Source organism: Pseudomonas capeferrum (assembly GCF_000731675.1).
GTDB classification, from domain to species: domain Bacteria; phylum Pseudomonadota; class Gammaproteobacteria; order Pseudomonadales; family Pseudomonadaceae; genus Aquipseudomonas; species Aquipseudomonas capeferrum.
The window spans coordinates 291,897-316,143 of the sequence record NZ_JMIT01000002.1 but is presented as its reverse complement, the minus strand read 5'-3'; the positions used below and the strand labels follow the sequence as shown (position 1 = coordinate 316,143).

Genomic DNA, 24,247 nt, shown 5'->3' with positions numbered 1-24,247 from the left:
GGTATAGTACGCGCCGGTCTTTTAGCGGACCTCAAAATCAGGTGGTGCAAATCCTCCGAGTCCAGCTTCGGCTGTTCGTCCGCTAGGCGGACCTTCCCAAGTTTTTCTTTTTCAATCGTTTTCGCAAATCCCCGCCGCCAAAGCTGCCTGGGTGACCTTCTGGTCTTTCAAGGCATGTGCAGCTTTGGAGCATGGGTCTTTGCGGATGCACCTAGAGGCAGACCCATGACCCAGGAAACCGGCGGATTCGCCGCTCTCGAACTCAATCCGAATATTGTTGCTGCTGTGCTGGCTACCGGCTATGAAGAGCCGTCCGCCATCCAGCATCAGTCGATCCCGATCATCCTCGCCGGTCACGACATGATCGGCCAGGCGCAGACTGGCACCGGCAAGACCGCTGCCTTCGCCCTGCCGATCCTCAACAAGATCGACGTGAGCAAGCGCGAACCGCAAGCCCTGATCCTGGCGCCAACCCGTGAGTTGGCGCTGCAAGTTGCTACCGCTTTCGAAACCTACGCCAAGCAGATGCCGGGCGTTAACGTGGTCGCTGTTTACGGTGGCGCCCCGATGGGCCCACAGCTGCGTGCCATCCGTAACGGCGCACAAATCGTCGTTGCTACCCCGGGCCGTCTGTGCGACCACCTGCGTCGTGACGAAAAAGTCCTGTCGACCGTACAGTACCTGGTACTGGACGAAGCCGACGAGATGCTCAAGCTGGGCTTCATGGACGACCTCGAAGTGATCTTCGATGCCATCCCGGCCAGCCGTCAGACCGTACTGTTCTCCGCAACCCTGCCGTCGTCGATCCGTTCGATCGCCGAGCGTCACCTGCGTGAACCCAAGCACGTCAAGATCCAGAGCAAGACCCAGACCGTTACCGCGATCGACCAGGCTCACCTGATGGTGCATGCCGATCAGAAGATCCCGGCTGTGCTGCGTCTGCTGGAAGTCGAAGAGTTCGACGCGCTGATCGCCTTCGTGCGTACCAAGCAAGCCACCCTGGACCTGGCCGCCGCGCTGGAAGCCAAAGGCTACAAGGCTGCTGCGCTGAACGGTGACATCGCCCAGAACCAGCGTGAGCGCGTCATCGACTCGCTCAAGGATGGCCGCCTGGACATCGTCGTCGCTACCGACGTCGCTGCCCGTGGCCTGGACGTACCGCGCATCACTCACGTGTTCAACGTTGACATGCCGTACGACCCGGAGTCCTACGTACACCGTATCGGCCGTACTGGCCGTGCCGGTCGCGAAGGCCGTGCGCTGCTGCTGGTAACCCCGCGTGAGCGCCGCATGCTGCAGGTGATCGAGCGTGTTACCGGGCAGAAGGTTGCCGAAGCTCGCCTGCCCAATGGCCAGGCCGTTCTGGATGCACGCATCAAGAAGCTGACCTCGAGCCTGGCGCCGCTGGTGGCCGAATCGGAAGCCACTCATGGCGACCTGCTCGACCGTCTGACCGCCGACCTGGGTTGCAGCCCGCGTGCCCTGGCTTCGGCCTTGCTGCGCAAAGCAACCAATGGTCAGGCGTTGGACCTGGCTGCGGTAGAGCGTGAACAGCCGCTGGTACCGGGCGTTGGTGCTCCGCGTGAGCGTACCGGTGAGCGTGCCGAGCGCAGTGACCGTGGTGACCGCGGTGACCGTGAGCGTCGCGCGCCAATGCCGCTGGCCGAAGGCCGTGTGCGTTGCCGTACTGCCCTGGGTGCCCGTGACGGCATCGCTGCCAAGAACCTGTTGGGTGCGATCCTCAACGAAGGCGGCCTGGCCCGTGACGCTATCGGCCGTATCCAGGTACGCGACAGCTTCAGCCTGGTCGAGCTGCCGGAAGACGGCCTGGAGCGTTTGCTGACCAAGCTCAAGGATACCCGTGTGGCTGGCAAGCAGCTGAAGCTGCGTCGCTACCGCGAGGATTGATCCTGGCGTAATAAAAAAATCCCCGGCATGCGCTGGGGATTTTTTTTGCCTGTGCCGGCTGCTTCGCGGGGCAAGCCCGCTCCCACAGGTATGGCATTGGGCTTGAAAGCACTATCCATCTGTGGGAGCGGGCTTGTCCCGCGAAGAGGCTCGTCAGTCGAACCGATAGATATCCATTCCCAGTGCGCCCAAGGTGAACCCCTGGTGCACCACGCCGAACCCGCCCCCAGCCCCCAGCGCAAAAAACAGCGGCAACAAATGCTCATCGCTAGGGTGGTTACGCACTGCAAACGGCGCCTGGCGTCGGTAATCCAGCAACGCCGCGCGGTCATCCTCGGCCAACCGCTGCACTACCCAATCCCGAAACGCCAACGCCCAAGGCTCGATCGCGTCCGGCCCGGCATGCCAGTCCAGCTCGCCGAGGTTGTGAGTGATACTGCCCGACCCAATCAGCAGCACGCCCTGCTGGCGCAACTCGGCCAGCGCCTGGCCGACCTGTAACTGCAAGGCAGGCCCCTGTTGGCTGGGCAGCGAAACCTGAATCACTGGGATGTTGGCGCTCGGGTACATCAAGCTCAGCGGTACCCAGGCGCCATGGTCGAAGGGGCGGTGCGTATCGGTACGTGCCGGCAGGCCAGCAGCGCCCAGTAACGCACACACCTGTTCGGCCAGTGCAGGCTCGCCGGGTGCTGGGTACTGCACGGCGTACAGCGCCGGGGGGAAGCCGTGGAAGTCGTGCCAGGTCTCGGGCTGCTTGCTGCCGGTCACCACCAGCTCGCGGCTTTCCCAGTGCGCCGACACCACCACGATTGCCTTGGGCTGCGCCAAGGCATTGGCCAGCCCGGTCAACGCCGGCCCGCTGGCGCCCGGGTGCAGGGCCAGCATGGGGGAACCATGGGAAATGAAAAGGCTGGGCAGCATGGTGAGGTCCTGAGGGTTAAGATGCTGTCATCTTCGATCAGTTACCGATCGAAATCCAAACCAAGTTTTCTGCGCTTTCTATCGAAGCGCTCGATCAGTATAGGAGCAGTCATGGAGCCAGCGTTCTGGCACAAGCGGTGGGCCGACAACCAGATCGGCTTCCATCAAGCGCAGGTCAATCCCTACTTGCAGGCGCACTGGCCAGCGCTGGCGTTGGCGCCTGGCAGCCAAGTGCTGGTGCCGTTGTGCGGTAAGAGCCTGGACCTGGCCTGGTTGGCAGGGCAGGGCCATCGCGTGCTGGGCGTGGAGCTGTCGCGGCGGGCGGTAGAGGGCTTTTTCCGTGAGCACAGGCTTGAGCCCGAGGTGTTGCACAGGGGCGAATTCGAGGTTTGGCGCAGTGGCGGGGTAGAAGTGTGGTGCGGCGATTTCTTTGCCTTGCAGGCGCAGGACCTGGCCGATTGCGCGGGGTTCTATGACCGCGCGGCGTTGATTGCCTTGCCGCCCGAGATGCGCTTGCGGTACATGCAGTTACTGGCTGAGGGGTTGCCGTCGGGTAGCCAAGGGCTGTTGGTGACGCTGGGTTATGACCAGGCGCTGTTGCCCGGCCCGCCGTTTTCAGTGGCGGACGCTGAGGTTCGGCAGGGGTTTGCGGGTGGCGAGGTGCAGGCGCTGGAAGCCGTGGAAATTATCGAGCAGAGCGAAAAGTTTGTTCAGGCGGGTGCGACGAGCCTGCTTGAGCGGGTGTATCGCATACAGCTCTGATGGGGTAGCCGCGTAAAAAAAGGGCGACCGAAGTCGCCCTTTGTTTTTAGCGGGTGGCTCAACCGCGGCGACGCAGCGCCTCGATGCGGTCTTCCAGTGGCGGGTGGCTCATCAGCAGGCCTGCCAGGCCGTGCTTGAGGCCGCCATTGATGCCAAAGGCCTTCATGGTGTCCGGCATGTGCACCGGCAGGCCTTGCTCCACGCGCAGGCGCTGCAGGGCGCCGATCATCGCGGCCGTGCCGGCCAGTTGCGCACCGGCTTCGTCGGCGCGGTACTCGCGGCGTCGCGAGAACCACATGACGATCATGCTGGCCAGGATGCCCAGGATCAGTTCGGCAACGATGGTCGCCACGTAGTAGGCGATGCCCTGGCCTTCTTCGTTCTTGAAGATGACCTTGTCGACGAAGTTGCCGATGATGCGGGCGAAGAACATCACGAAGGTGTTCACCACGCCCTGCACCAGTGCCAGGGTGACCATGTCACCGTTGGCCACGTGGCCGATTTCGTGGGCCAGCACCGCACGCACCTCATCGGGCGAGAAGCGCTCGAGCAGGCCCTGGGATACGGCCACCAGGGCGTCGTTACGGTTCCAGCCGGTGGCAAAGGCATTGGCCTCGTACGCGGGGAAGATACCCACCTCGGGCATCTTGATGCCGGCCTCGCGCGACAGCTCTTCGACCGTTTGCAACAGCCACTGCTCGTGGCGGGTGCGCGGCTGGGAGATGATCTGGGTACCGGTGCTCATCTTCGCCATCCACTTGGAGATGAACAGCGAGACGAGGGAGCCGGCAAAACCGAACACGGCGCAGAACACCAGCAGGCTGCTGAGGTTGAGGTCGACCCCGTTGGCGGCCATGAACCCGTTGAAACCGAACAGGCTCAGGGTAATGCTTGCAACCAGCACCACCGCGAGGTTGGTGGCTACAAACAACAGAATGCGCATCATGGTTGTTACGTTCTCCTGACGGATGAGTGTGTTGCTTACTGCGGGGTATATAAGGGGCAAGCCGTGCCGATTCAATCGGGCGACTATTTCAAACTGTGTACGGCGGAGTATGGCAGAGGAAAAGGCTGGGGCTGTGAGGCAGAGCGTTGCAGGATGTAAGAGACATCACATGGGATTGCGGGGGCTGCTTTGCAGCCCATTCGCGGGGCAAGTCGGATCGCCGCACCGCCGCTCCCACAGTAATTCCACAACCCTCAGGTACGGGGTTGCATCTGTGGGAGCGTGCTTGCCCCGGAACGCGCCGGAATTTACTGCGAATAACCCTTGAGGAAGTTCCCGATCCGCCCGATTGCCTGCTCCAGGTCATCTACCCGCGGCAAGGTCACCACACGGAAGTGGTCCGGCCACGGCCAGTTGAACGCCGTGCCCTGTACGATCAGCAGCTTCTCTGACAGCAGCAGGTCGAGCACGAACTTCTCGTCGTTGTGAATCGGGCACACTTTCGGGTCGATCTTCGGGAACGCATACAGCGCGCCCATCGGCTTCACGCAGCTCACGCCGGGGATCGAATTGAGCAGCTCGTAAGTGCGGTTGCGCTGCTCCAGCAGGCGGCCTTGTGGCAGAACCAGGTCATTGATGCTCTGGTAGCCGCCCAGGGCGGTCTGGATGGCGTGCTGGGCCGGCACGTTGGCGCACAGGCGCATGTTGGCCAGCATGTCGATGCCTTCGATGTAGCTCTGGGCGTGGTGTTTGGGCCCGGAAATGATCAGCCAGCCTGAGCGGAAGCCCGCCACCCGGTACGACTTGGACAGACCGTTGAAGGTCAGGCACAGCAGGTCTGGCGCCAGCGAGGCGGTGCTGATGTGCACGGCTTCGTCGTAGAGGATCTTGTCGTAGATCTCGTCGGAGAACACCACCAGGTTGTGCTGGCGTGCCAGCTCCAGCATGCCCAGCAGCAGCTCTTTGGAGTAAACCGCGCCGGTCGGGTTGTTCGGGTTGATGATCACCAGGGCCTTGGTGTTCGGCGTGATCTTGGCCTTGATGTCCTCAAGGTCAGGGAACCAGTCGGCCTGCTCGTCGCACAGGTAGTGCACCGGCTTGCCGCCAGCCAGGCTCACCGCAGCGGTCCACAGTGGGTAGTCCGGGGCCGGAATCAGCACTTCGTCGCCGTTATTGAGCAGTGCCTGCATCGACATGACGATCAGCTCGGACACACCGTTGCCCAGGTAGATGTCCTCGATGGTGACGCCTTCGATCTCTTTTTGCTGGCAGTACTGCATCACCGCCTTGCGCGCGCTGAACAACCCCTTGGAGTCGCTGTAGCCCTGAGCGGTGGGCAGGTTGCGGATCACATCCTGAAGGATTTCGTCCGGCGCCTCGAAGCCAAACGGCGCCGGGTTGCCGATGTTCAGCTTGAGGATGCGGTGGCCTTCCTCCTCCAGGCGTTTGGCGTGCTTGAGCACTGGGCCGCGAATGTCGTAGCAGACATTGGCGAGCTTGTTCGATTTGCTGAACTGCATGATGGGGTCCCGGTTGAGAATACGCGCAACGCCCCGTCGAAAGGTTTGAAAGGGCAGGGCGCGGGTGCCAGACTGAACGCCTGGCACACGAAGCCACCTAATATACGTGCCACCCGCGTTACGGAAAAGACGGCGCGGGGTGAAATTAAGCCTGCCGAGGTCCCTACATGCAAAAGATCGACAAGACACTTGAACAATGGCAGTCGATGCTCGACCCCGAGCAGTACCAGGTGTGCCGCCTGAAAGGTACCGAGCGCCCGTTCAGTGGCAAGTACAACAGCGAGCGCCGCGACGGCATCTACCACTGCATCTGCTGCAACCTGCCGCTGTTCGATGCCCAGACCAAGTTCGATTCCGGCTGCGGCTGGCCGAGCTTCTACGCGCCGATCGAAGACCGCGCGATGATCGAAATCCGCGACACTACCCACGGCATGATCCGCACCGAAGTCACCTGCGCCCGCTGTGATGCCCACTTGGGCCACGTGTTCCCCGACGGCCCACCGCCGACCGGCCTGCGTTACTGCATCAACTCGGTGTGCATCGACCTGCAACCGCGCGACTGACCGGAGCCCGAACATGGCTGGATCGATGCTGGATATCCCCTGCGTGACATTGGGCGGCGAGCACAAGAAACTCGGTGACTTCCCAGGCAAGGCCCTGCTGGTGGTCAACACCGCCAGCCAGTGCGGCTTCACCCCTCAATACAAGGGCCTGGAGCAGCTGTGGCAGCACTATCGCGAGCGTGGCCTGGTGGTACTGGGCTTTCCCTGCAACCAGTTCGGCAAGCAGGAGCCGGGCGAAGCGAGGGAAATCGCGCAGTTCTGCGAGCGCAATTTCGGCGTGAGCTTCCCGTTGTTTCGCAAGGTCGAGGTCAACGGGCCCGGTGCGCACCCGCTGTTCGTCGAGCTCAAGCAACGTGCCCCGGGCCTGCTGGGCAGCCAGAAGATCAAGTGGAACTTCACCAAGTTCCTGCTCGACCCGGCCAGCGGCCAGGTCACGCGCTATGCGCCGACCACCAAGCCGCAGGCCCTGGAAGCGGATATCGAGCGCCTGCTCAGCCGCTGACGGGCACCCAGTGATCGACCAGTGCCAGTAGCTCTTCGCGGCGAAACGGCTTGGCCAGGTAGTCGTTCATGCCTGCGGCGCGGCAGCGCTCACGCTCCTCGGGCATGGCGTTGGCGGTCAGCGCGACGATCGGCAGCTCAGGCCAGCGCCCGCTCTGGCGAATGCGTCGGCTGGCTTCGTAGCCATCCATCACCGGCATGTTGCAGTCCATCAGCACCAGGTCGAACTCGTCCTGCTCCAGGCATTCCAAGGCCTCGGCACCCTGGCTGGCCACTTGCACCTGGCAGCCGAGCTTGGCCAGCATGCCCTTGGCCACCAGCTGGTTCACCGGGTTGTCCTCCACCAGCAAAATCCGCGCGCGGCCTTGTTCCGCAGCCGTGCTCGGGTTGGCCAGCGGGTGCTCGGGCTCATGGCCTTGAAGGGTGCGCCGCAGGGTCTGGTACAGGGCGTTGCGGGCCAGTGGCCGGGCCAGTTGATGCAAAGGCGCCAGGCTGACGGACTGCTCGCTGGAGAGGAAATTACCATAGGCGGTCACCAGCAGGAGGGGCGTTTTCATCGCTGGGCGCAGCTCGAACAGATGCTCCAGGTCATCGGTGATCAGCAGGTCGATCTGCGTGGCATCCAGGCCTGCGCTGCTGTCATGGCGCTGGTACGCCAGGCCCCAGGCGGGTAACAGGTCTTGCAACAGTTCATGCAGCCCGCTGCCGGCATTGCTCAAGGCCACCACACGCCCCTGCAGCAGCGCGGGCGGGATAGCCTCGGTGTGGACGGTCAGCGGCAACTCTGCGCTGAACCGGCTGCCAAAGCCCGGCTCGGACTGAATATGCAGATGGCCGTGCATGGCCTTGCACAGGTTGCGCGTCAGGGCCAGGCCCAGGCCGGTGCCGCCGTACTGGCGGGTAATGCCGGCGCCTGCCTGGGTGAACGGCTGAAAGATCCGCGCCTGGGCCTCTTCCGGGATACCTATGCCGGTATCGCGAACCTCCAGGCGCACACCGCCGACGATCTTTGCCAAACGTATGTCGACGCGGCCGAAACGGGTGAACTTGAGCGCGTTGGACAACAAGTTGCTGACCACCTGGCGCACCCGTGTCGGGTCGCCGAGCACGCTGCTGGGGAAGTCGCGGGCGATCAGGCAGGTCAGTTCGACGCTTTGTGCGGTGTTCTGTGACAGCAGGTTGGCGGTGTCCTCGACCATCGAGCCCATGTCGAAGGCGATATGCTCCAGTTCCAGCTGGCCGGCATCGAACTTGGACAGGTCGAGAATATCGTTGAGCAGCTCCACCAGCACCTTGCCCGAGTCGTGGGCGATGGTCATCTGCTGGCGCTGCTCGTTGGGCAGCGGGCTGTCCAGGGCCAGGGCGATCATGCCGAGCATGCCGTTGAGCGGGGTGCGGATCTCATGGCTCATGTTGGCTAGGAAGGCCGCCCGCGCCTGGGCCATGTCGAGGGCGCGACGGCGGGCTTCTTCGAGCTCTTGATTGGACTGGCTCAGGCTGCTGTTGCTGGCCTTGAGCTGGTCGGTGCGCGCCGAAACGATGTCTTCCAGCTCGTTGAGGTACTGGGTCAGGCGGTTCTCGGCGGTGCGCCGCTGCTCGATCTCGGTGGCCATGCTAACGAACTGCTGGTTGGCGACCTTGACCAGCACGCCGATTTCATCGTGCTCGTGGCCGTGGGGGCATTCCAGCCGGGTTTGCCGTGGCTTGCGCGGGTCGCTGGCGCTGAGCGCACCGATCACGTTCACCAGCGGCTTGGTCAGCATCATGTAGAACAGCGCCAGCAGAATGCCGGTCAGCACCAGGCTGCGGGCAAAACCGGTGAGCAGGGTGACGCCGGCGCGGTCGAGGAAGCGGCTGCCGAAGGCATAAGTGTCGACATCCAGGTACAGGGTGCCAAGGTATTCTTCGGGCATGTGGGCAAGGAACAGGCGGTCCTGCAGCTGGCGCTGTTCGCCGAACAGAAAGTCGCTCAGCGGCCGGTAGCGGTCTTCCAGGCGCGGGCGCTCGACGTCGGCCAGCACGGTGTCGTTGTTGTCGATCAGCCGCGCGCGGACCACCGCCGGCGATTGCAGCAGGCCGCGGGTCAGCTCCAGGGCCAGTTCCGCATCGATGTTGTAGGCGATGCGTGAAGCCGGGTTGTGGCTGATTTGCAGCAGTGCACGCACTTCGCGGTTGATGGACGCGTCTTCGCTGGCATAATCGATGCCGATCTGGATGAGACTGAGCAATGTTCCCAGGATGAAGCCGACCAGGACTGTCAACCGGGCTTGCTTGTATGACAGGCGATTGGTGAACTTTATATCCATGAGTCCCGAGCCGGTTTCTCGTCCCTTGCGCTGCGCAAGCATAGCCGATCAACCCCGGCTGCTGGCGGCTATTGCCGCCCCGAATCTGAATGTGTAGGAGTCGTCATGGACGCCCGCTTGATTGCTTTCCTGGACCGCGCCGAATCGGTATTGGCGCGCCTCGAACCCCTGTTGCCGGCACTGCGCCCGGACATCGACTGGCACACCACTCTGGCCGCCCGCTGGCAGCGCGATGGCCGCAGCGGTTACCTGATGCCGCTGGAAGTCAGCCTGGACATTCGCCTGTCCGACCTGATTGGCGTCGACCAGCAGCGTGACCAGTTGGGCCGTAACACCCACCAGTTCATCAACGGCCTGCCGGCCAACCACGCGCTGCTGTGGGGCTCGCGCGGCACCGGCAAGTCGTCGCTGGTGCGCGCCCTGCTGGCCGAGCACGCAGGTGCCGGCCTGCGCCTGATCGAAATCGAACGTGACCATTTGGCCGACCTGCCGCGGGTAGTCGAGCAACTGCAGAAACTGCCGCAACGCTTCATCCTGTTCTGCGACGACCTGTCGTTCGAAGCCGGCGAGGGCGACTACCGGGTGCTCAAGAGCGTGCTCGACGGCTCGCTGGAGCAGGCTCCGGACAATGTCCTGTTGTACGCCACCTCCAACCGCCGCCACCTGGTGCCCGAGAAAGAGAGCGACAACGAGAACTGGAAGCGGGTCGATGGCGAGCTCCACCCCAGCGAGGCGGTGGAAGACAAGATCGCCTTGTCTGACCGTTTTGGCCTGTGGCTGTCGTTCTACCCCTTCACCCAAGACCACTTCCTCAACGTGGTCGAACACTGGATCGGCCAGTTGGCGCGCCCTGCCGGGCTGAGTTGGCAGCGTGACGAAGCCCTGGACATCCTCGCCGTGCGTTGGGCCACCGGCCGCGGCAACCGTAATGGCCGTTGTGCCTATCAGTTCGCCCGCTACTGGGTCGGGCTGCAATTGCTGGAGCAGAAATAAATGATCGACCTCAATGCCAGTGGTACCGGCCTTGACGGCTACCGCCTGCTGGCTGCGCAAGTGCAGGCGCTGTTTGCCGACGAGCGTGACTTCATCGCCAACGCCGCGCAGTTTTCGGCGTTCTTGTATAACCAGGTGGATGACCTGAACTGGGCGGGGTTCTACCTCAACCGTAACGATGAGCTGGTGCTCGGGCCGTTCCAGGGGCAGGTGGCCTGTGTGCGGATTCCGTTCGGCAAGGGTGTGTGCGGTGCAGCGGCGGCTACGCGGCAAACCCAGCGGATCGAGGATGTGCACGCGTTCCCGGGGCACATTGCCTGTGACAGTGCGTCCAACAGCGAGCTGGTGATCCCGTTGGTGAAAGAGGGGCGGTTGATTGGCGTGCTGGACCTGGACAGCCCGAAGCTTGGGCGTTTCAGTGAGGATGATCAGCAAGGTATGGAGCGCCTGGTGGCGATCTTCCTGGAATTGACCGACTGCTGAGTGTGTTTGCCTGTACCGGCCCCTGTGGGAGCGGTACAGGATTACCGAATCAGTCGTACATTGCTTTTTTCTTCCAGGTCTCTTCCTCATCGGTCTTGAGACCTTCATTCAATTCATTCTGCTCGTTCTGTGCCGGCTCCATCTGGTCCAGCACCTGCGCATTGGCGCGGGCCAGCAGTTTCTCCAGGTAGGTCAACTGCTCTTCATACACTTTCGGCTCCGGCTGCTTGCGCAGGTACTGCACACCACGCTCGAAAGCCAGGCGCGCCTGGCCCGGCTGGCCCTTCTGCAGGGCCTGCTGGCCAAGGTTGTTGAAGAACTCGATGTGCAACAGCACCAGGATATGACGGACTTCCTTGACCCATTGCTTGGCCTCGCTGGCGGGCAGGAAGCCTTCCTGGGCGGCGCGGGCTACCTGGTTGTGCAGCGCTTCAAGCAGAAAACGCACGTCCTTGGCCTTGGCCTCGGCCTGGATCGGGTTGGGGGGGTTGTTCACCGGGATCTTTTCGCCCAGGGCAATCAGGCCTTCGAGTTCGGCAATCCGCGCCTTGAGCTCGGCGTTGTGCTTGTCCACCGCCAACTGCCGCTGGTTGAGGTTCAGCTCCAGGCGGGTCAGCAGCAGTTTGAGCGCCGGGGTCATGAACTGGCCGGGAAAGGTCTCGGTGATTTCGCCACAGCGACGCAAGCGATCGGCCAGCTCGACTTTCAGCCGCGCGCGTTCGAGCTTGCTGTTTTCGACCACATTGTTGAGGTAGCCGATCACGATCAGTAACGCGATACCCGCCACGATGAGCAGGGTGATCAGAAGTGGTGTCACCGTTAATGCCTCATGAAGAAGTTATGCATCAGTGTAGGAGCAGGCTTGCCCGCGAGAGGCCCTGGCAGGCAAATCTCTTTTTATATCGGCCACGTGCCCTATAACTACAATAGCGCTACCGGATGCCGGCACATTGATACCGAGCTTGCCGAGGTGCCGTCAGAAAATCAACGCCAAACCTCGGGTACTCCTTGGCAGGGGCACTCAGATGGACCGAAGTCATTGATTTAAATAAATTTCTACAAAGGGGTTGACGGCTCCCCGTCGCATCCATAGAATGCGCGCCACTTGCAGCGTAAAGCACACAGCGGAACGCGGCAGGAAGTGAAAGCAGCATGTAAATGCTTGCAGCGTGTCCCCTTCGTCTAGTGGCCTAGGACACCGCCCTTTCACGGCGGTAACAGGGGTTCGAGTCCCCTAGGGGACGCCATTTGCGGGAATAGCTCAGTTGGTAGAGCACGACCTTGCCAAGGTCGGGGTCGCGAGTTCGAGTCTCGTTTCCCGCTCCAGTTTCTCCGGCAACGCTTAACGGCGGGGCAGGAAAAGAAAGCCCAGGCTGAATCGTGAGGTTCAATACCTGGCGCACTGAAAAGTGTTGTGTGTCCCCTTCGTCTAGTGGCCTAGGACACCGCCCTTTCACGGCGGTAACAGGGGTTCGAGTCCCCTAGGGGACGCCATTTGCGGGAATAGCTCAGTTGGTAGAGCACGACCTTGCCAAGGTCGGGGTCGCGAGTTCGAGTCTCGTTTCCCGCTCCAGTTTAAATACTGTGGCGTCTATGCGGTACAGTGGTGGTGAAGGTCTTCAGTGCGTTCACGCCGGTAGCGGTAAAGCTTCACAATGCGGGAATAGCTCAGTTGGTAGAGCACGACCTTGCCAAGGTCGGGGTCGCGAGTTCGAGTCTCGTTTCCCGCTCCAAACACGTAAACGACAGAAGGGACGAAAGTCCCTTCTGTCGTTTTTGTCGTTTGGGTTTTTATCCTGTCCGGTGCTGCCTGGCAGCACTGGACAGGGGGCGCATTTACTTGTAGCTGATGGTGAAGTTCAGTGCGCCTTCAGCCAGGCCAGGCTCAACTTTCGAATCTGTTTGATAGTAGCGAGCCTGGAAGTCCAGGCGAGTCTCGCCGATTGCCAGCCTCTTCACTGGCACTTCCTCTTCCAGCAGCATGCTCGACCCGTCATCGCGTAGCAGCTGAATACCAATTCCCTTGGCTGTCGAGTTGCTGGTCAGGCTGAACAAGCCCTGGCTCCGGTCCAGGCTGCTCGATCCTCGGGCGCCGTCCAGGCGAATATGCGCCATGGCCACACTGCCTGAGCTGTCATCCTGGCAGTCGTTCAGGCGAATGTGAAAGGGCACTTTCACGGTGGTCGAGCCCGTCCCGGTGAAGTCGGCCAGCGTATGGTCACCGAGTTGCACGGGGTCGGCACTGACCGCATCGGGCCTGAGTGTGCACTGGGCATGATTGATCGTGGCCCTGAGCCTGAAATCCATGACATCGCCTCGCATATCGATGATGCCGCGGAACATTTCTTCGTCGATACGCTGTGGCCCGGGTGCGATGGGGCCAATCTTGATCAAGGTTACCGTTGGTTTGAACCAGTACATCTGCGCGGGGCTGGGCGTGCGTTTGCGCATGGCGCCGGAGTAAGGAATGGCGTTCGGCGTGCCTGGGTCGGCGCTGAATCGATTCGAGTAGCTCACCGCGTTGCCATCGAAAGGTTCACCTACCTCAATCGTTGCCCCAATACCGGGAATCTTGGTTTGCAGAATAGGGATCTGCCGGGCGCTATTGCCCGCCAACGGCGTGGACAGTACGGCGATAGGGGCAGTATTGGTCAATATGGCGAACACTTCTCTGCCACTTTCAAAGTGGCACATCAGGCGGGTGCGCGCCTCCAACAGTGGGCTTGCAGTGGCAATGACCGTGCCATTCGGTGCATCGCGGGGCATCCATACTGATCCCATGTCCACTTCATAGTTTATCGGGCCAGAATGGCCGGGATCATAGGTGCAGTCAGCCAGCGCAACCTGTGCGAACGGCCACAGCAGGAGCGCGTAAGCTGCCAGGGATACGGGGCGAAAACGTGGGCGTGAAGTAATGTGCATGGGAGTCTATCCGCAGAGCGTGATCGGGTCATTGAGGCTGGCACTGCACGGTTTGCAGGTAATAACCGCCATCCTGGTGCATGTCTTCGAGATTGATGTGTATCTGGCAGTGCGGCGTCTGCTGGTTGGTCCAGCTCACGTGCAGTGTCTGCTGCGGCGCCTCGATGGCGACCAGGGCCTGGCCTGCCTGGCCGACTACCGCCAATGTCTGGTCTTGCTCATCCTTGACCACCGAACCGAAGGGCATTGGGCGCCCATCGGGCTGTTGCAAGGTAAGCACCAGGCGGGTCACCCGCCGTGCCTCGAAGCGTGCCTTGACCAGCGCGCCGCGCTGCGGCACCACTTGCAGGGTCCCGGTTTCGATGATCGCGTCCGGGCCCAGATCATCGGTTTCGAGGATCAGCGTGTTGCTGCGGTAGGGCCGCAAGTGTGGGACCAACAGGTAGCCATCGCTATTGGTGCGCGCCTTGCCGGTGTTCTGCACGCCAACGCCGGCGATGTCCGGGACATGCACCAAGGCAGCCGTTTCGCCCAGATAGTTGCCCAGTGTCAGCCCTTGGCTATGGGCCAGCAGGGCGCCACTGGCATTCACCGATACGCTGCTGTAGTCGGCACCTTGCGTGTAACCGGCGCCAAGGCTGACTTGTTCGCCCAGGTAGCCGAGTGACAGTTCGGCGCTTTTGCGTTGCTGCTCGTCGTTGCTGGCCGAGAGGCGATAATCCAGGTTCTTGTCGTTGAGGCTGCCCCCCAGGCTTGCGCGCTGGTTATAGGCGCCATTGGAACGGCGCACGTCGAAGGTCGCGCTGCGATAGCGTGGTGAATCCAGCGGCAGTGAAAAACTCACGCCGAACAGCCTGTTTTCGGCGCGGTTGCTGCTTAAAGTCTGGGAGGCAAAAAAGTTGATGCCCAAGTTGCTGTACTGGGTGTTGTACTGCAGCTGGTACTGGCGTCGCTGGAAGTTACTGTTCCAGTAATCGTCCTGGGTCAGGGTCAGGCTCAACGAGCCACGCTTGCCCAGGTTCTGATAGACAGAGGCCTCGAGGCGGCTGCGGCGGTTGCCCAGGTAATCGGCGGCGGCGTAGCGTTGTTGCACGGCTTCGTCGAAGTCTCTGTACCCTTCGGTGGAATAGCGATACCCAGCGAAACGTAGGTTGGTGTTGGTCTGGAAGCTTTTGCCGTAGCGCATGGCGAAGCTGTTGCCGGTAACCTGGCCGAGGCTGCTGCCCAGGTCACTACGGGCATGGGTGACATCCAACGACAAGCCGCCTATCGAACCGAAATCGCGTGCCAGGCCGAAGGCTCCGGCGCGGTAATAGTCGCTGTTCATCGCGCCGCCGTACAGGGTGGTGTCCCAGGCACCGCCGCGGGCAAAGGTGCCTTGCCAGAATTTGGGGGAGTCGATGTGTTCGGCGCCGTTGTAGCGGCCGAGGCTGGCGGTATAGCGCCAGATGCCTTCGCGCAGCAGGTTGCCCAGTGACGAATAGGGTTGGGTGAAGCGGCTCACCTGGCCATCGCTTTCGGTGAGAACGATCTCTAGCTCACCGTGGCCGGCGCCGACGCTCAGGTCGTCGATTGCATAGGGGCCTGGCGCGACGTAGGTGGCGTAGATCGGGTACCCGTTGTGCAGCACTTCCAGCTTGGCGCGTGTTTGTGCCACGCCGCGGATGACCGGCGCATAGCTCTGCATGGCATCGGGGAGCATTTCGTGGTCCGAAGCCATCTGCGCGCCCTTGAACGGTAGGCTGCGGAATACTTCGCTGTTGGTGAAGGTTTCGCCGAGGGTCAGGCTGGCGCGCAAGGCCGGCAAGTCGCGGCGGGCATAAGTGCTGCTGCGGGTCCAGCTGTGTTGGCCAGTGTGGTCCTGGCGCAATGCCTGGTTGCTGCGCAACTGCCAGGCGCCCAGGTTCAGGCCGCTGCTCAGGTACAGGTCCTGGCTGCTGCGGCTGCCACCTCGACCTCGGCTGTGCTGGGCGGACGCCTGGTAGTTGACGAAGGCTGCGTTGATGCCAGGGTCCCAGCGCTCTACGGGCACCTGCCCGCTGATGTCGCGGCGCAGGGCGATTTGTGGAATCGATATGCTCAAGCGCAGCAGCGCGGGGTTGAAGTCCACCTCCGCTTGCGGCACCAGGCTTGGCAAGTCGATGCAACTCGCGTCGCTGGGCAGCGGCACCTCCAGGGCCTGCTCGCGCAGCCCTAGTTCACGCAATAGGTCGGCGCTCAGGCACGCTTGCAGGCCCTGGCCGTTAAGGGGGTCGTGGAAGTCCAGTTCGTGCTGGCCTGCCGAACTCAGGTTGACCAGCAGCTCGACCCGGTAGCGTCCTGCGGCTAGCGGGGTGTTCGCCTGCAACCCCTGCAGCGCCTGTTGACCGGCGTCCTGTGGCTGGCCGGGGGCCTGACGCATGAAGGCAGTGTGGAACTGCGCCGGGGCGGTTGTGGCCAGTGCCGGTGGTGCGAAGGCCAGCAGCAGTCCGCCACCGGCAATGGGCAAAAGCGAGGCAAAACGCGGACGCGACGGCAGTGGCCTGCGCCGTTCAAGCTGTGGCATGGAGCTTTCCTGGTCGATTCAACTGCTCAAGACGTTGGGCAGGGGGGTGAGCTGATGGCCAGAGGATATGAAGGATGGGGAGGCGGGGGATGTAGGAAAATTCTGTTCTGAGGAGCGGAACATCTGTACTGTCGCGGCTTGCAGGTTAAGACGGGGGAAATCCCCTGCCGCTAAAGGCGGCAGGGAATCAAGAGCGGATTAGAGTAAAAGTTAAAGGGAGGACAAGGCGTTTAGTAAAGAAAAACTCCAGGGTCTAGTGACGGGAGCCCAAGGTGCCCCAGATGCCCCGGAAGTGGGTAAGGTGAAGTAGAATTCTCCCGGTGTTCCAGGTGAATAAATTGCCCTGTTTTTGGTAGTGAGGCTCCGCCATTGCGTATTATTTTCCATGTTCTTGAACACCTGACTGGAGGTTGAGCGAACACTTGAATTGCCTGCTGTAGTCTGAGCACTCATGGGAGTACCCCTAGTAATGATGGGATCTCCTCCCGTTGTTGATAGCTTTATCGGCGAGCGCGGTGAACTAAATTTAGGGCGTGGTAGCTCAAATTTAGAGCCTGGCTGCATAAGTGGGTGTTTGGTCCAATGCTTTAGCTCCTTCGCTACCTTGAGAGCCATCCCTCGCCCAATCCCGAACATCAGCCCCCCCACGATCTGCAACGCGTTCGAGAGCATGTAGAACGTATTCGCCAGGTTTTCATCCTCGGTATATATCGCCGCGACCTGCAACCCGACACCCGCCGCCTGCATGCCGAGCCCGGCAATGGCGACGACATAGCCAATGCTCAAGGGCGCAGTCCAAGGCATCGTCACGGCGGAAATCACCAGGAACAATCCTGCGATACCTACGCCAAGCCATTGCGCCCAGCCTCCTTTCGGTCTCTCGATTGGATCGATGTAAGGCGGGTGGTAGCTGCGGTCGGTGGGGTTTTCCTTGCCATAGCCATAGGCGCTGCGATGGCCGGTGGGGTCACGCCAGTTCACCGGGTCGCCGAGGCAGTACAGGTAAGGGTTGATGCCTGACTCTTCGGGGGCGAGCGAATCGGGGCTGTGGAAACGCATGAGGCTGGGGTTGTAGGCGCGATAACCTCGGCCCAGCATGTACCAGCCGAACAGCTCGTCGCGCAACTCGCCGAGGAACCCAAGCAGTGTGCGCAGGCCGTTATCTTCCGGGCGTTCGCCATAGGCGCTGTACGTGGTCGGGTGCAGTTCGCCGGTAGCCTCCTGTTTCGGCCGCAAGCCGTCGGCGTCATATTCGGCGAGGACAGTACCTTGGGCATCGCTGAGCAGCAGACGGCTGTCCTGCAACTGGTCCCCTCGCCATTGGTTGAGGCCAAGCGCCATCTCGTTCTGGTACAGGTAGTGGGTCAGCAGGCCGTCCTGCACGGTGCGGTCGACCTGGTTGCCCTGGTAGCGACGCAGTACTTCGGCTGCGGTGCCGTAGCGCGCGGCATACAGCTGGTCATGGCCGTCATAGCGATAACTGGCCAGGACCTGGTCGTCGTCATCGGCGTCGCGTACTTCCTGCAAGCGCCCCACACTGTCATAGACCAGGCGCCGCCCCCATTCGTCATTGAGAGCATTGCCCAGTTCGTCATACCTGAAGGCTTGGCGGGCCGGGTAATCGGTAACCAGCGTGTGGGCCACTGCGGCGAGCTGGAAGCTGCCATCGGCCAGGTAGGTGAAGTCGGCGTCATCCACCTCGTCGTCGTCGAACCAGGTTCGGCAATGGGTCAAGTTATCTTGTTCGTCGAAATCGAACCGCTGGCTGATGATCGGCCGGCCTTTGGCGTTGCAAGGCAGCAGGGGGCCCTCGCTGTCATGGAAGGCCAGACGGTTGAGCGCGTCGTACTCGAAGTTCTCCTTGAGCAACACGGTGCCGTCTTTCTCCAGGCGGCGCTCAAGCAGCAGGTCGTCATCTCGCCACACCAGATGCAACTCATGGGCCACGCCGCCGTCAACGCTCAAGGTGCGTTTTACTTCGCGGCCGAGGGTGTCGTGTTGCAGCGAGCACAGCACGCGGCGGCCACTGGCCTCATCGACCGTTTCGGTGCTTTCAAGCAGCCCCTCTTCGTCGTAGCTGAATGCGGCTTTCAATGACTGCTGGCGAGTGTGGGCAATTCGCCCCTGGGCGTCATACGCATGCACGACTGCCTGGCCGTCACTGTCCTGGCGCGACAGCAGGCGACCTTGCGGCGAGTGCGCGTAGTCGACGTGATAGCCGGTGCTGTCCTTGCTGTCCCATTTTTCCTGGAGCAGATAGCCCAGTGGGGTGTACGTGTAGCTGCGCGTCCCTTGGGTATCTTCCTTGGCACTCGTGATCGCCGCACTTTCTTCGTAGTCGAAGCGTGCCAGGTTGGCTGCCGTCCCTTTGCCGCCCTGCTGGCGAGTCGTTTCGATCGTCTGCGGTTGGTCGGTCAGCTGAGGTTTGTAGCCATAGGTAATGACGCGCTTGTCCTGGCCGGGGTTGCCGTTTTCCATGCGGTAGGCGGTGCGCTGATGGACCAGGGTCTGAGAGCCTTGGTACGTGTAGTCTTCTACCCGTGGCCCTACGCTGATTTTCTCAAGACGTTCCAAGCCATCGAACTCACGTTTGCAGACAGGCCGAGCAACGCCGTTGGCAGGTTTGCGCACCTGGAACAGCGTGGTCAGCTCACTGAGGCTGTGCGCCGCGAATTGCCGCTCCAGCAGGCTGTCATCGGGGCGCTGGGTCTTGTGCATGCGGCCCCAGGCATCGTAATGGTAATGGGTCGAACGCAGGGTGGGCGCGTCGAGGTTGCCTTGGAGTGCGAGCGTCTCCTTCGTGCTGCGGCCAAGCCCGTCGTATTGGTAGTCGTGCCTGCCAACTTCGCGGTTGCCGTCCAGGCGATACTCATACACGGGCTTGTCAAACCGGTTGAACTCACTGACCTGCTGTCGGCGCTTCAGCTTCGGGTTTTTGGCGCTGGTGATCCATGTCTTGATACGGTTGCCGTTGGCACCAAAGGGTGAGAAGTCCCGGTGTTCGATTACACCATCGGGTCGCTCGACCTTGCAGCGCTGGCCCCAGCCGTCGTAGCTGAAGCTGAAGTCTACTGCTACTACCCGTTCTTCACCGTCTTGTGTGTAGTGGTCGTAAAGGGTCTCGCCGGCCTGGTTTCCTAGAGGGTCATAGCGTGCCTGGTAGTGCACAGGCAGTGTCTGCGGTTGCTTGTTTTCGTCGAGGGTTTGCAGTTCCTGGCGCAGTGTACGGCTAGCGCCGTCCAGATAAGTACGGGTGAGTACGCCTTTGACGTCGGTCGCTTCTTCGAAAGCCTGGCCACGATCGTTCTGGTTGAGCAGACGGTACGCGTAGTGGCGCGTTGCAGCCTCGGTGGTGTCTGCGCCCACTGTTTCTTCCAGCATCCGGTTGAGCTTGTCGTGGCGGTAGCGGGTGATGACGCCGTTGAGGTCCTGTTGCTGATACAAGCCACCGGTGGTGACATGCTGGATCTGTTCGATCTTGCGCTGTAGGGTGCCGCCTGGGGCTGTATAGGTATGCTCGGTCGACAGCAGCGTGGGCAGCCCGGCTTCGTCATCCAGCCGTTTGTATTTCCATTGACTGCGAGCGGTGGTGCCATTCAGGGTCGTTGACTGATGGTCCATGCGGCCATACAGGAACGCATTGCTGCTGTCCTCCAAATACCCGCATTCTGTCTTTTGCAGCGATTGCTCCTGCTCTTTGCTTTCACTGTCGATCAATACCTGGAAGATCTCTTCCTCGTTGCGTAGCAACCAGTCTTCCTGTGCTTTGTACCCCTGCGCAGGCGGTAGAGGTGCGAGCTGGCGGTATTGATAACGGACGCGAATAGTTTGTGCTGGCTCGTGGCCTGGCTCCACCGAGCAGTCGGCTGGATATACCGTCAGGCTTTCCAGAGTGCCGACGAAACCTTCCGGATTGGCCGGGTGGTAGGTATTGACCGTACGGATGCCGTTGGCTTGGGTCTCCTCGGTCAGGTTGCCGAACGCGTCGTAGTCGGTGGTGACGTTTTCTTCCCGGTACTCCCGCGGATCATTCGCCAGTCTCCAGACTTTTGTCATGACGTGGGGTAGCTGGAACTTTTCCGGCTGGTTTTCGAAACGCTGGCCGGCCACTTCGTGGTAGGTGGTGCTGACGGTTTCGACGCAGTCGTCCTGGCGCGTGACCTGTTCATTCAACAGATGGAAACGGTTGAACGTTCGGGTGATGGTGCGTGCGTCGACTTCGGTCGGGTTGCCGGCGTCATCCGGCTCGCCGGGCACTCTGTAGCGGGCGGTGGAGGTGTATTGGTAGCGGTTGCCGACGAGCTTGTACAGGTTGTCCAGGCCATCGTCCCTCCAGACGATGCCGGTGCCACCGTAGCCGAGGAAGTTCTCCGGGCTGTAGTCGTACTCGGTGACCATTTCTGGCTGGCCAGCACCGGGTTGCACCACATGCCGTTCGACGTTGGGCAGCCAGCGCGTCAGGCCATCGGCAGCCGGCGGGAAGCGATGCCCTTGGGTACGGTAGTAGACCCGCTCGGTTCCACCGAGGGGGTTGTCCACCCTGCTGACGCAGCGCAGGTTGCCGAAGCGCTGATACTCGAAGTGCCAACTGGCCTGCTCGTCGGTCGGCAGCACCACATCGGTCAACTCGTCGGCACCGTTACGCGACAGGGTGTAGCGGGCCCAGGGCTCGACCTCGGGGTCGTCGCTGGGGTGCAGGTCGAGCAGTACCTCGTGGTTGCTGCTGTAGTCGATGGCCAGCAGGTCGCGGCCACTGTCGTCGCTCACCCGAACCAGCCGTGGCCCGTCGACATCGCGCTCGTACTCCAGGGTCAAGCCGTGGCCCGAAGGCGCCAGCACGCGCACGGGCAAGGCAATATCCCGGTCGTTGTCCTGCGGCTCCAGCACCTCGACCAGGCCCGACTTGTGCACCAGGCGATAACGCACCCGCTGTTGGTCCGGTTCGCTTTCGTTATGGAAGTGGAAGCTCTCCAGTTTGCGCTCGGCGATCAACGGCTCCACACCCGGACCGTTGTCACTGACCTTGAAGCGCTCCCCGGAACCCAGGCTGAGCATGCTGGCGCGAATCTCGAACTGGCTGAGGTTCAATGCCCAGCCAATGCCAAAGCCTGAGTCCTGGTCGTTCATCGGGCTGAAGTTCAAGCGCAGGGGCAGGCGTGGGCCGCAGAGGTTGTTGCCGATCAGTTCGGGGAGTTCGATGCCCAGGTTGTATTGGCCCGTGCGCGGATCGACGTTGTTCTGGACGAAACTCATGAAATTGAACGCATTGGAATTCAAGAACATTATTGTCATCTCCCATTCAAGATGAGCATTAGCGCTGCAGACGCTCAGCGCGCGGCGGCGCGGCCGAGGTAACGACGCGCACACTGCGAAGTTCGTCGCGCTGGATGGTGCCATGCTTGGCAATCACCATGACCCCGATACCCTGTTCGATGAAACTGCCAACGTCATAGGTGTTCAGGTAAGTAATTTCTTCATTGTCCAATGCGGCATTGTTGCGTGTGGTCTTGAGTTCAATCCACCAACTGGCATCGTCCGGCGTGCCATTATCATTTCGGGTCAGGAGGATCTTTGTTGCCGACGGAAAACTGTTAAGTTCAATGAAGCGAGGGTCTTTGTCTTTACAGTCCCCTTGGTTCATTCTCAATACGACAGTTTGATTGCTGCCGGCGTCCGGAATATGCAGGGAGCAGAAGTCGTTACTTTCTATTGATTCCCTGATGATAATAACGCCCGTGGCCTGTGTGTCCTTCTTGCCTGTCATGAACACGCTCCTGAATATCTTGGATATCGTTGGATTCACGTACCCTTCCTGTCCTGAGCCTAGGGCAATGCGCAGTGCCGCGCACCTGTCAAAAATATCAGGTGTCACCCGTTTGTGTTTCGGTACGGGTGGGCGCCGTCGACCTGTTAATTATGCTAGTTGTCGCGCGTTGGCCGATTCGCTATTAATGCCTGCAACCGCTCCGCCACTAATCGTTTTTTGCATGATGGAGTAATGCGGCATGACGCTCATCCGTAACTTCGCCCACTGGTTTAAGCGTGCGTCTGCATCCACGACACTTCGTGATGCACGCCCACGCAACAATGACCTGCCCAAACCTGAAATAGAAGGATTGACGCGTTACGATGAAGTCGACTTGCTCGCGTTGGGCACCGACCCGTTGAGGACATACATCAACTATCCCGGCATCAAGGCGGGGGATAAGATTTTTCCACGCTGGGTGGGAGCTGCGCCCAGTGGGGAGAGCTTTGACTATTTCAGAGACCCTTTCCGTGTCCCTAGTGGTGTCGATCCAACCGTGGGTGTGCTGTACACCATTGGCAATGATGAAGTGCAAAGCGCTGCCGGTGGCTGGGCGTTTTACTCCTACGAGATCCATGAAGCACGGCTCGAGAGGGAGTCTATGCGGCGTTTTTGCTATGTGGGCGTGCGGCCACGGCCAAGTGCCGAAACCTTGTCGGTGGCCCTGGCCGCACCGTCGCATGACCTCGTCGTTGCCTGGCGGGCGCTGGGCGCCTCCATGGCGCTGGTAATACCGCCCTACCAGGCCATGCAACCCGGCGATAGGGTTGCGATAACGCTAACGGGTAAGGACGATCTCGGGAACCTGCACACCTGGACAAAAAACCTCAATGTCGAGGTTCCTGGCCAACATTTGCAAGCCGCCGTTGACTCAACCTGGGTGCGCCGGTTGGAGGGAGAGTACTTCGATGCCGAGTATGTCATTGACTTCAAAGATGGCCGTTCGGCCGTATCGCCCGTACAGCGGTTTCGCGTGGACTCGAAGATTACCCTACCAGATCGCCTGCCGGCGCCCAGCGTGGATGGCCACGTGCCCGGTGCCCCCTTGGACCCTACGCGTTTTCGCGATGGTTTGACGATCAGGATTCCACCTTACCTGGATCAGGGCATGGCTGTCTCGGACCGTCTGCTGCTGTATTGGCTGTCCAGTGACAATGTGTATCAGGTGTTGCGTGTTGACCCAAGTTCGATCGACAGCGGTGCCCTGGTGTTCACCCTCGAACCCCGTTGGCTGATGAGCAGCCAGGGGCAAGCGGCGACACTCGGTTACCAGTTCGCTCGCGAAGGCAGCAGCCTTGCCTCTGAGCTGCTGACCGTGCAAGTGCTGCGCTCGCGGGAGTTGCCAGCGCCGATAGTGCTTAATGCCGTGGCAGAAAAAGACGGTGGTCTGTTGGCAGCTTACCTTGTCACCTCTGGTGCACTAGTGGATGTGCCTGACGATGTCGACATTCTCAAAGATGAGCACATCGAAGTGCACTGGGAGGGGCATGCCGAGCGGGGACGGGAAATTGTTACCCAGCCGATCAATACCAACAAGCCACGCCGCTTTCACGTAAGTGCGGGCAGCATTGCGGCCAACATGGAGCGTAATGAAAACGCCGTGGCGAAGCGGTTCAAGGTGTTTTATCGCCTGGTGCGGGATGACGGCAGCTATGTCGAGTCAGAGCACTTCATGCTGCGCATACTGCCTATTGAACCCACCCAGTATCCGCAGCTTCAATGCCCGGTCGCGAGGGGAAGCGACTTGTATCTGGGGGACGTCCCAAGCGGGGCAAGCTGCACCCTCGCTCCCTGGGTGTTCATTGCCGAAAAGCAATGGGTGACGGTGTGGGTCACAGGCGTTTTTCGCGCTGAGGTGGAAGAGGTTATATGGGACGCTGAAGTGACCCCCCAGCAAGTCCGTAACGGCCTTGAACTGCTAATACCCAGGAATCTGCTTGAGCAGCAAATGCTCAATCAAAGTTTGACTGTACATGCACATGTCAGTTTCGACGACAAATACCATTATTTTGAAATGCGCTCACTGCGCTTGACGCTGCGCGGCGGACGTTCAAGTACGCGCTGAAGAGCA

Annotated in this window: 16 protein-coding genes and 5 tRNA genes; 12 read left to right on the top strand and 9 right to left on the bottom strand. The window is 61.0% G+C overall.

The window, feature by feature from the left end; genetic code table 11:
* Positions 1 to 225: 225 nt before the first annotated feature.
* The gene (locus PC358_RS13930; RefSeq protein WP_033700613.1) at positions 226 to 1,908 is read left to right on the top strand and encodes a DEAD/DEAH box helicase; all 1,683 of its coding nucleotides are present in this window, start codon (positions 226 to 228) and stop codon (positions 1,906 to 1,908) included.
* A 153-nt stretch (positions 1,909 to 2,061) separates the two neighbouring features.
* Here the strand turns inward: PC358_RS13930 and PC358_RS13925 are convergent, their stop codons facing one another.
* Positions 2,062 to 2,829, bottom strand: a complete 768-nt coding sequence (locus tag PC358_RS13925; protein WP_033700611.1) for a DODA-type extradiol aromatic ring-opening family dioxygenase — start codon at positions 2,827 to 2,829, stop codon at positions 2,062 to 2,064.
* 111 nt (positions 2,830 to 2,940) lie between these two features.
* Between PC358_RS13925 and PC358_RS13920 the strand changes: the two genes are divergently transcribed.
* Positions 2,941 to 3,591 (top strand): thiopurine S-methyltransferase, encoded by a 651-nt coding sequence (locus PC358_RS13920; protein ID WP_033700609.1) that lies wholly within the window; start codon positions 2,941 to 2,943, stop codon positions 3,589 to 3,591.
* Positions 3,592 to 3,649: 58 nt separating this feature from the next.
* Here the strand turns inward: PC358_RS13920 and htpX are convergent, their stop codons facing one another.
* On the bottom strand, positions 3,650 to 4,537 hold the full coding sequence (gene htpX / locus PC358_RS13915; protein WP_016715101.1) for a protease HtpX: 888 nt from the start codon (positions 4,535 to 4,537) through the stop codon (positions 3,650 to 3,652).
* A 308-nt stretch (positions 4,538 to 4,845) separates the two neighbouring features.
* On the bottom strand, positions 4,846 to 6,057 hold the full coding sequence (locus PC358_RS13910; RefSeq protein WP_033700608.1) for a pyridoxal phosphate-dependent aminotransferase: 1,212 nt from the start codon (positions 6,055 to 6,057) through the stop codon (positions 4,846 to 4,848).
* Positions 6,058 to 6,224: 167 nt separating this feature from the next.
* Between PC358_RS13910 and msrB the strand changes: the two genes are divergently transcribed.
* Positions 6,225 to 6,620 (top strand): peptide-methionine (R)-S-oxide reductase MsrB, encoded by a 396-nt coding sequence (msrB, locus tag PC358_RS13905; RefSeq protein WP_033700607.1) that lies wholly within the window; start codon positions 6,225 to 6,227, stop codon positions 6,618 to 6,620.
* Positions 6,621 to 6,633: 13 nt separating this feature from the next.
* Complete coding sequence (locus tag PC358_RS13900) at positions 6,634 to 7,122, top strand: glutathione peroxidase (protein WP_033700606.1); 489 nt, start codon at positions 6,634 to 6,636, stop codon at positions 7,120 to 7,122.
* On the opposite strand, the gene PC358_RS13895 is transcribed toward PC358_RS13900, so the two are convergent.
* Positions 7,112 to 9,469, bottom strand: coding sequence for a hybrid sensor histidine kinase/response regulator (locus PC358_RS13895; RefSeq protein ID WP_033700605.1), 2,358 nt, complete (start codon positions 9,467 to 9,469; stop codon positions 7,112 to 7,114). The genes PC358_RS13900 and PC358_RS13895 overlap by 11 nt on opposite strands.
* Positions 9,470 to 9,532: 63 nt before the next feature.
* Between PC358_RS13895 and PC358_RS13890 the strand changes: the two genes are divergently transcribed.
* Together PC358_RS13890 and PC358_RS13885 are read left to right on the top strand one after the other, a co-directional pair.
* Positions 9,533 to 10,420: an ATP-binding protein gene (locus PC358_RS13890; protein WP_033700604.1), complete on the top strand. Its 888-nt coding sequence runs from the start codon at positions 9,533 to 9,535 to the stop codon at positions 10,418 to 10,420.
* The gene (locus PC358_RS13885) at positions 10,421 to 10,903 is read left to right on the top strand and encodes a GAF domain-containing protein (RefSeq protein WP_033700602.1); all 483 of its coding nucleotides are present in this window, start codon (positions 10,421 to 10,423) and stop codon (positions 10,901 to 10,903) included.
* Between the two features lie 49 nt (positions 10,904 to 10,952).
* On the opposite strand, the gene PC358_RS13880 is transcribed toward PC358_RS13885, so the two are convergent.
* Entirely contained in the window at positions 10,953 to 11,720 is a 768-nt protein-coding gene (locus PC358_RS13880) for a hypothetical protein (protein WP_033700600.1), read from the bottom strand.
* A 354-nt stretch (positions 11,721 to 12,074) separates the two neighbouring features.
* Here PC358_RS13880 and PC358_RS13875 point away from each other — a divergent pair.
* The 5 genes from PC358_RS13875 (at position 12,075) to PC358_RS13855 (ending at position 12,636) form a co-directional block, all read left to right on the top strand.
* Positions 12,075 to 12,150, top strand: a tRNA-Glu gene (locus tag PC358_RS13875).
* Positions 12,151 to 12,153: 3 nt separating this feature from the next.
* A tRNA-Gly gene (locus PC358_RS13870) sits at positions 12,154 to 12,229 on the top strand.
* Positions 12,230 to 12,321: 92 nt separating this feature from the next.
* Positions 12,322 to 12,397, top strand: a tRNA-Glu gene (locus tag PC358_RS13865).
* 3 nt (positions 12,398 to 12,400) lie between these two features.
* Positions 12,401 to 12,476, top strand: a tRNA-Gly gene (locus tag PC358_RS13860).
* A gap of 84 nt (positions 12,477 to 12,560) precedes the next feature.
* Positions 12,561 to 12,636 (top strand) — tRNA-Gly (locus PC358_RS13855).
* Positions 12,637 to 12,739: 103 nt separating this feature from the next.
* On the opposite strand, the gene PC358_RS13850 is transcribed toward PC358_RS13855, so the two are convergent.
* The 4 genes from PC358_RS13850 to PC358_RS13835 form a co-directional block, all read right to left on the bottom strand.
* A complete protein-coding gene (locus PC358_RS13850) occupies positions 12,740 to 13,825 on the bottom strand; it encodes a fimbrial protein (protein WP_033700598.1) in 1,086 nt (361 codons plus the stop codon).
* A gap of 28 nt (positions 13,826 to 13,853) precedes the next feature.
* Positions 13,854 to 16,370, bottom strand: a complete 2,517-nt coding sequence (locus PC358_RS13845; RefSeq protein WP_033700597.1) for a fimbria/pilus outer membrane usher protein — start codon at positions 16,368 to 16,370, stop codon at positions 13,854 to 13,856.
* Positions 16,371 to 16,580: 210 nt separating this feature from the next.
* Positions 16,581 to 21,653, bottom strand: coding sequence for an RHS repeat-associated core domain-containing protein (locus PC358_RS28025; RefSeq protein ID WP_050506125.1), 5,073 nt, complete (start codon positions 21,651 to 21,653; stop codon positions 16,581 to 16,583).
* Between the two features lie 28 nt (positions 21,654 to 21,681).
* Positions 21,682 to 22,134, bottom strand: a complete 453-nt coding sequence (locus PC358_RS13835; protein WP_152604623.1) for a hypothetical protein — start codon at positions 22,132 to 22,134, stop codon at positions 21,682 to 21,684.
* Positions 22,135 to 22,375: 241 nt separating this feature from the next.
* Here PC358_RS13835 and PC358_RS13830 point away from each other — a divergent pair, with 241 nt between their 5' ends.
* Entirely contained in the window at positions 22,376 to 24,241 is a 1,866-nt protein-coding gene (locus tag PC358_RS13830) for a hypothetical protein (protein ID WP_033700594.1), read from the top strand.
* Positions 24,242 to 24,247: the final 6 nt, after the last annotated feature.

What these genes read in the sequence shown, in the direction of transcription:
- PC358_RS13930 (WP_033700613.1), top strand. Translation starts at nt 226, where the DNA reads ATGACCCAGGAAACCGGCGGATTCGCCGCTCTCGAACTCAATCCGAAT.
- PC358_RS13925 (WP_033700611.1), bottom strand. Translation starts at nt 2,829, where the DNA reads ATGCTGCCCAGCCTTTTCATTTCCCATGGTTCCCCCATGCTGGCCCTG.
- PC358_RS13920 (WP_033700609.1), top strand. Translation starts at nt 2,941, where the DNA reads ATGGAGCCAGCGTTCTGGCACAAGCGGTGGGCCGACAACCAGATCGGC.
- htpX (WP_016715101.1), bottom strand. Translation starts at nt 4,537, where the DNA reads ATGATGCGCATTCTGTTGTTTGTAGCCACCAACCTCGCGGTGGTGCTG.
- PC358_RS13910 (WP_033700608.1), bottom strand. Translation starts at nt 6,057, where the DNA reads ATGCAGTTCAGCAAATCGAACAAGCTCGCCAATGTCTGCTACGACATT.
- msrB (WP_033700607.1), top strand. Translation starts at nt 6,225, where the DNA reads ATGCAAAAGATCGACAAGACACTTGAACAATGGCAGTCGATGCTCGAC.
- PC358_RS13900 (WP_033700606.1), top strand. Translation starts at nt 6,634, where the DNA reads ATGGCTGGATCGATGCTGGATATCCCCTGCGTGACATTGGGCGGCGAG.
- PC358_RS13895 (WP_033700605.1), bottom strand. Translation starts at nt 9,469, where the DNA reads ATGCTTGCGCAGCGCAAGGGACGAGAAACCGGCTCGGGACTCATGGAT.
- PC358_RS13890 (WP_033700604.1), top strand. Translation starts at nt 9,533, where the DNA reads ATGGACGCCCGCTTGATTGCTTTCCTGGACCGCGCCGAATCGGTATTG.
- PC358_RS13885 (WP_033700602.1), top strand. Translation starts at nt 10,421, where the DNA reads ATGATCGACCTCAATGCCAGTGGTACCGGCCTTGACGGCTACCGCCTG.
- PC358_RS13850 (WP_033700598.1), bottom strand. Translation starts at nt 13,825, where the DNA reads ATGCACATTACTTCACGCCCACGTTTTCGCCCCGTATCCCTGGCAGCT.
- PC358_RS13845 (WP_033700597.1), bottom strand. Translation starts at nt 16,370, where the DNA reads ATGCCACAGCTTGAACGGCGCAGGCCACTGCCGTCGCGTCCGCGTTTT.
- PC358_RS28025 (WP_050506125.1), bottom strand. Translation starts at nt 21,653, where the DNA reads ATGTTCTTGAATTCCAATGCGTTCAATTTCATGAGTTTCGTCCAGAAC.
- PC358_RS13835 (WP_152604623.1), bottom strand. Translation starts at nt 22,134, where the DNA reads ATGACAGGCAAGAAGGACACACAGGCCACGGGCGTTATTATCATCAGG.
- PC358_RS13830 (WP_033700594.1), top strand. Translation starts at nt 22,376, where the DNA reads ATGACGCTCATCCGTAACTTCGCCCACTGGTTTAAGCGTGCGTCTGCA.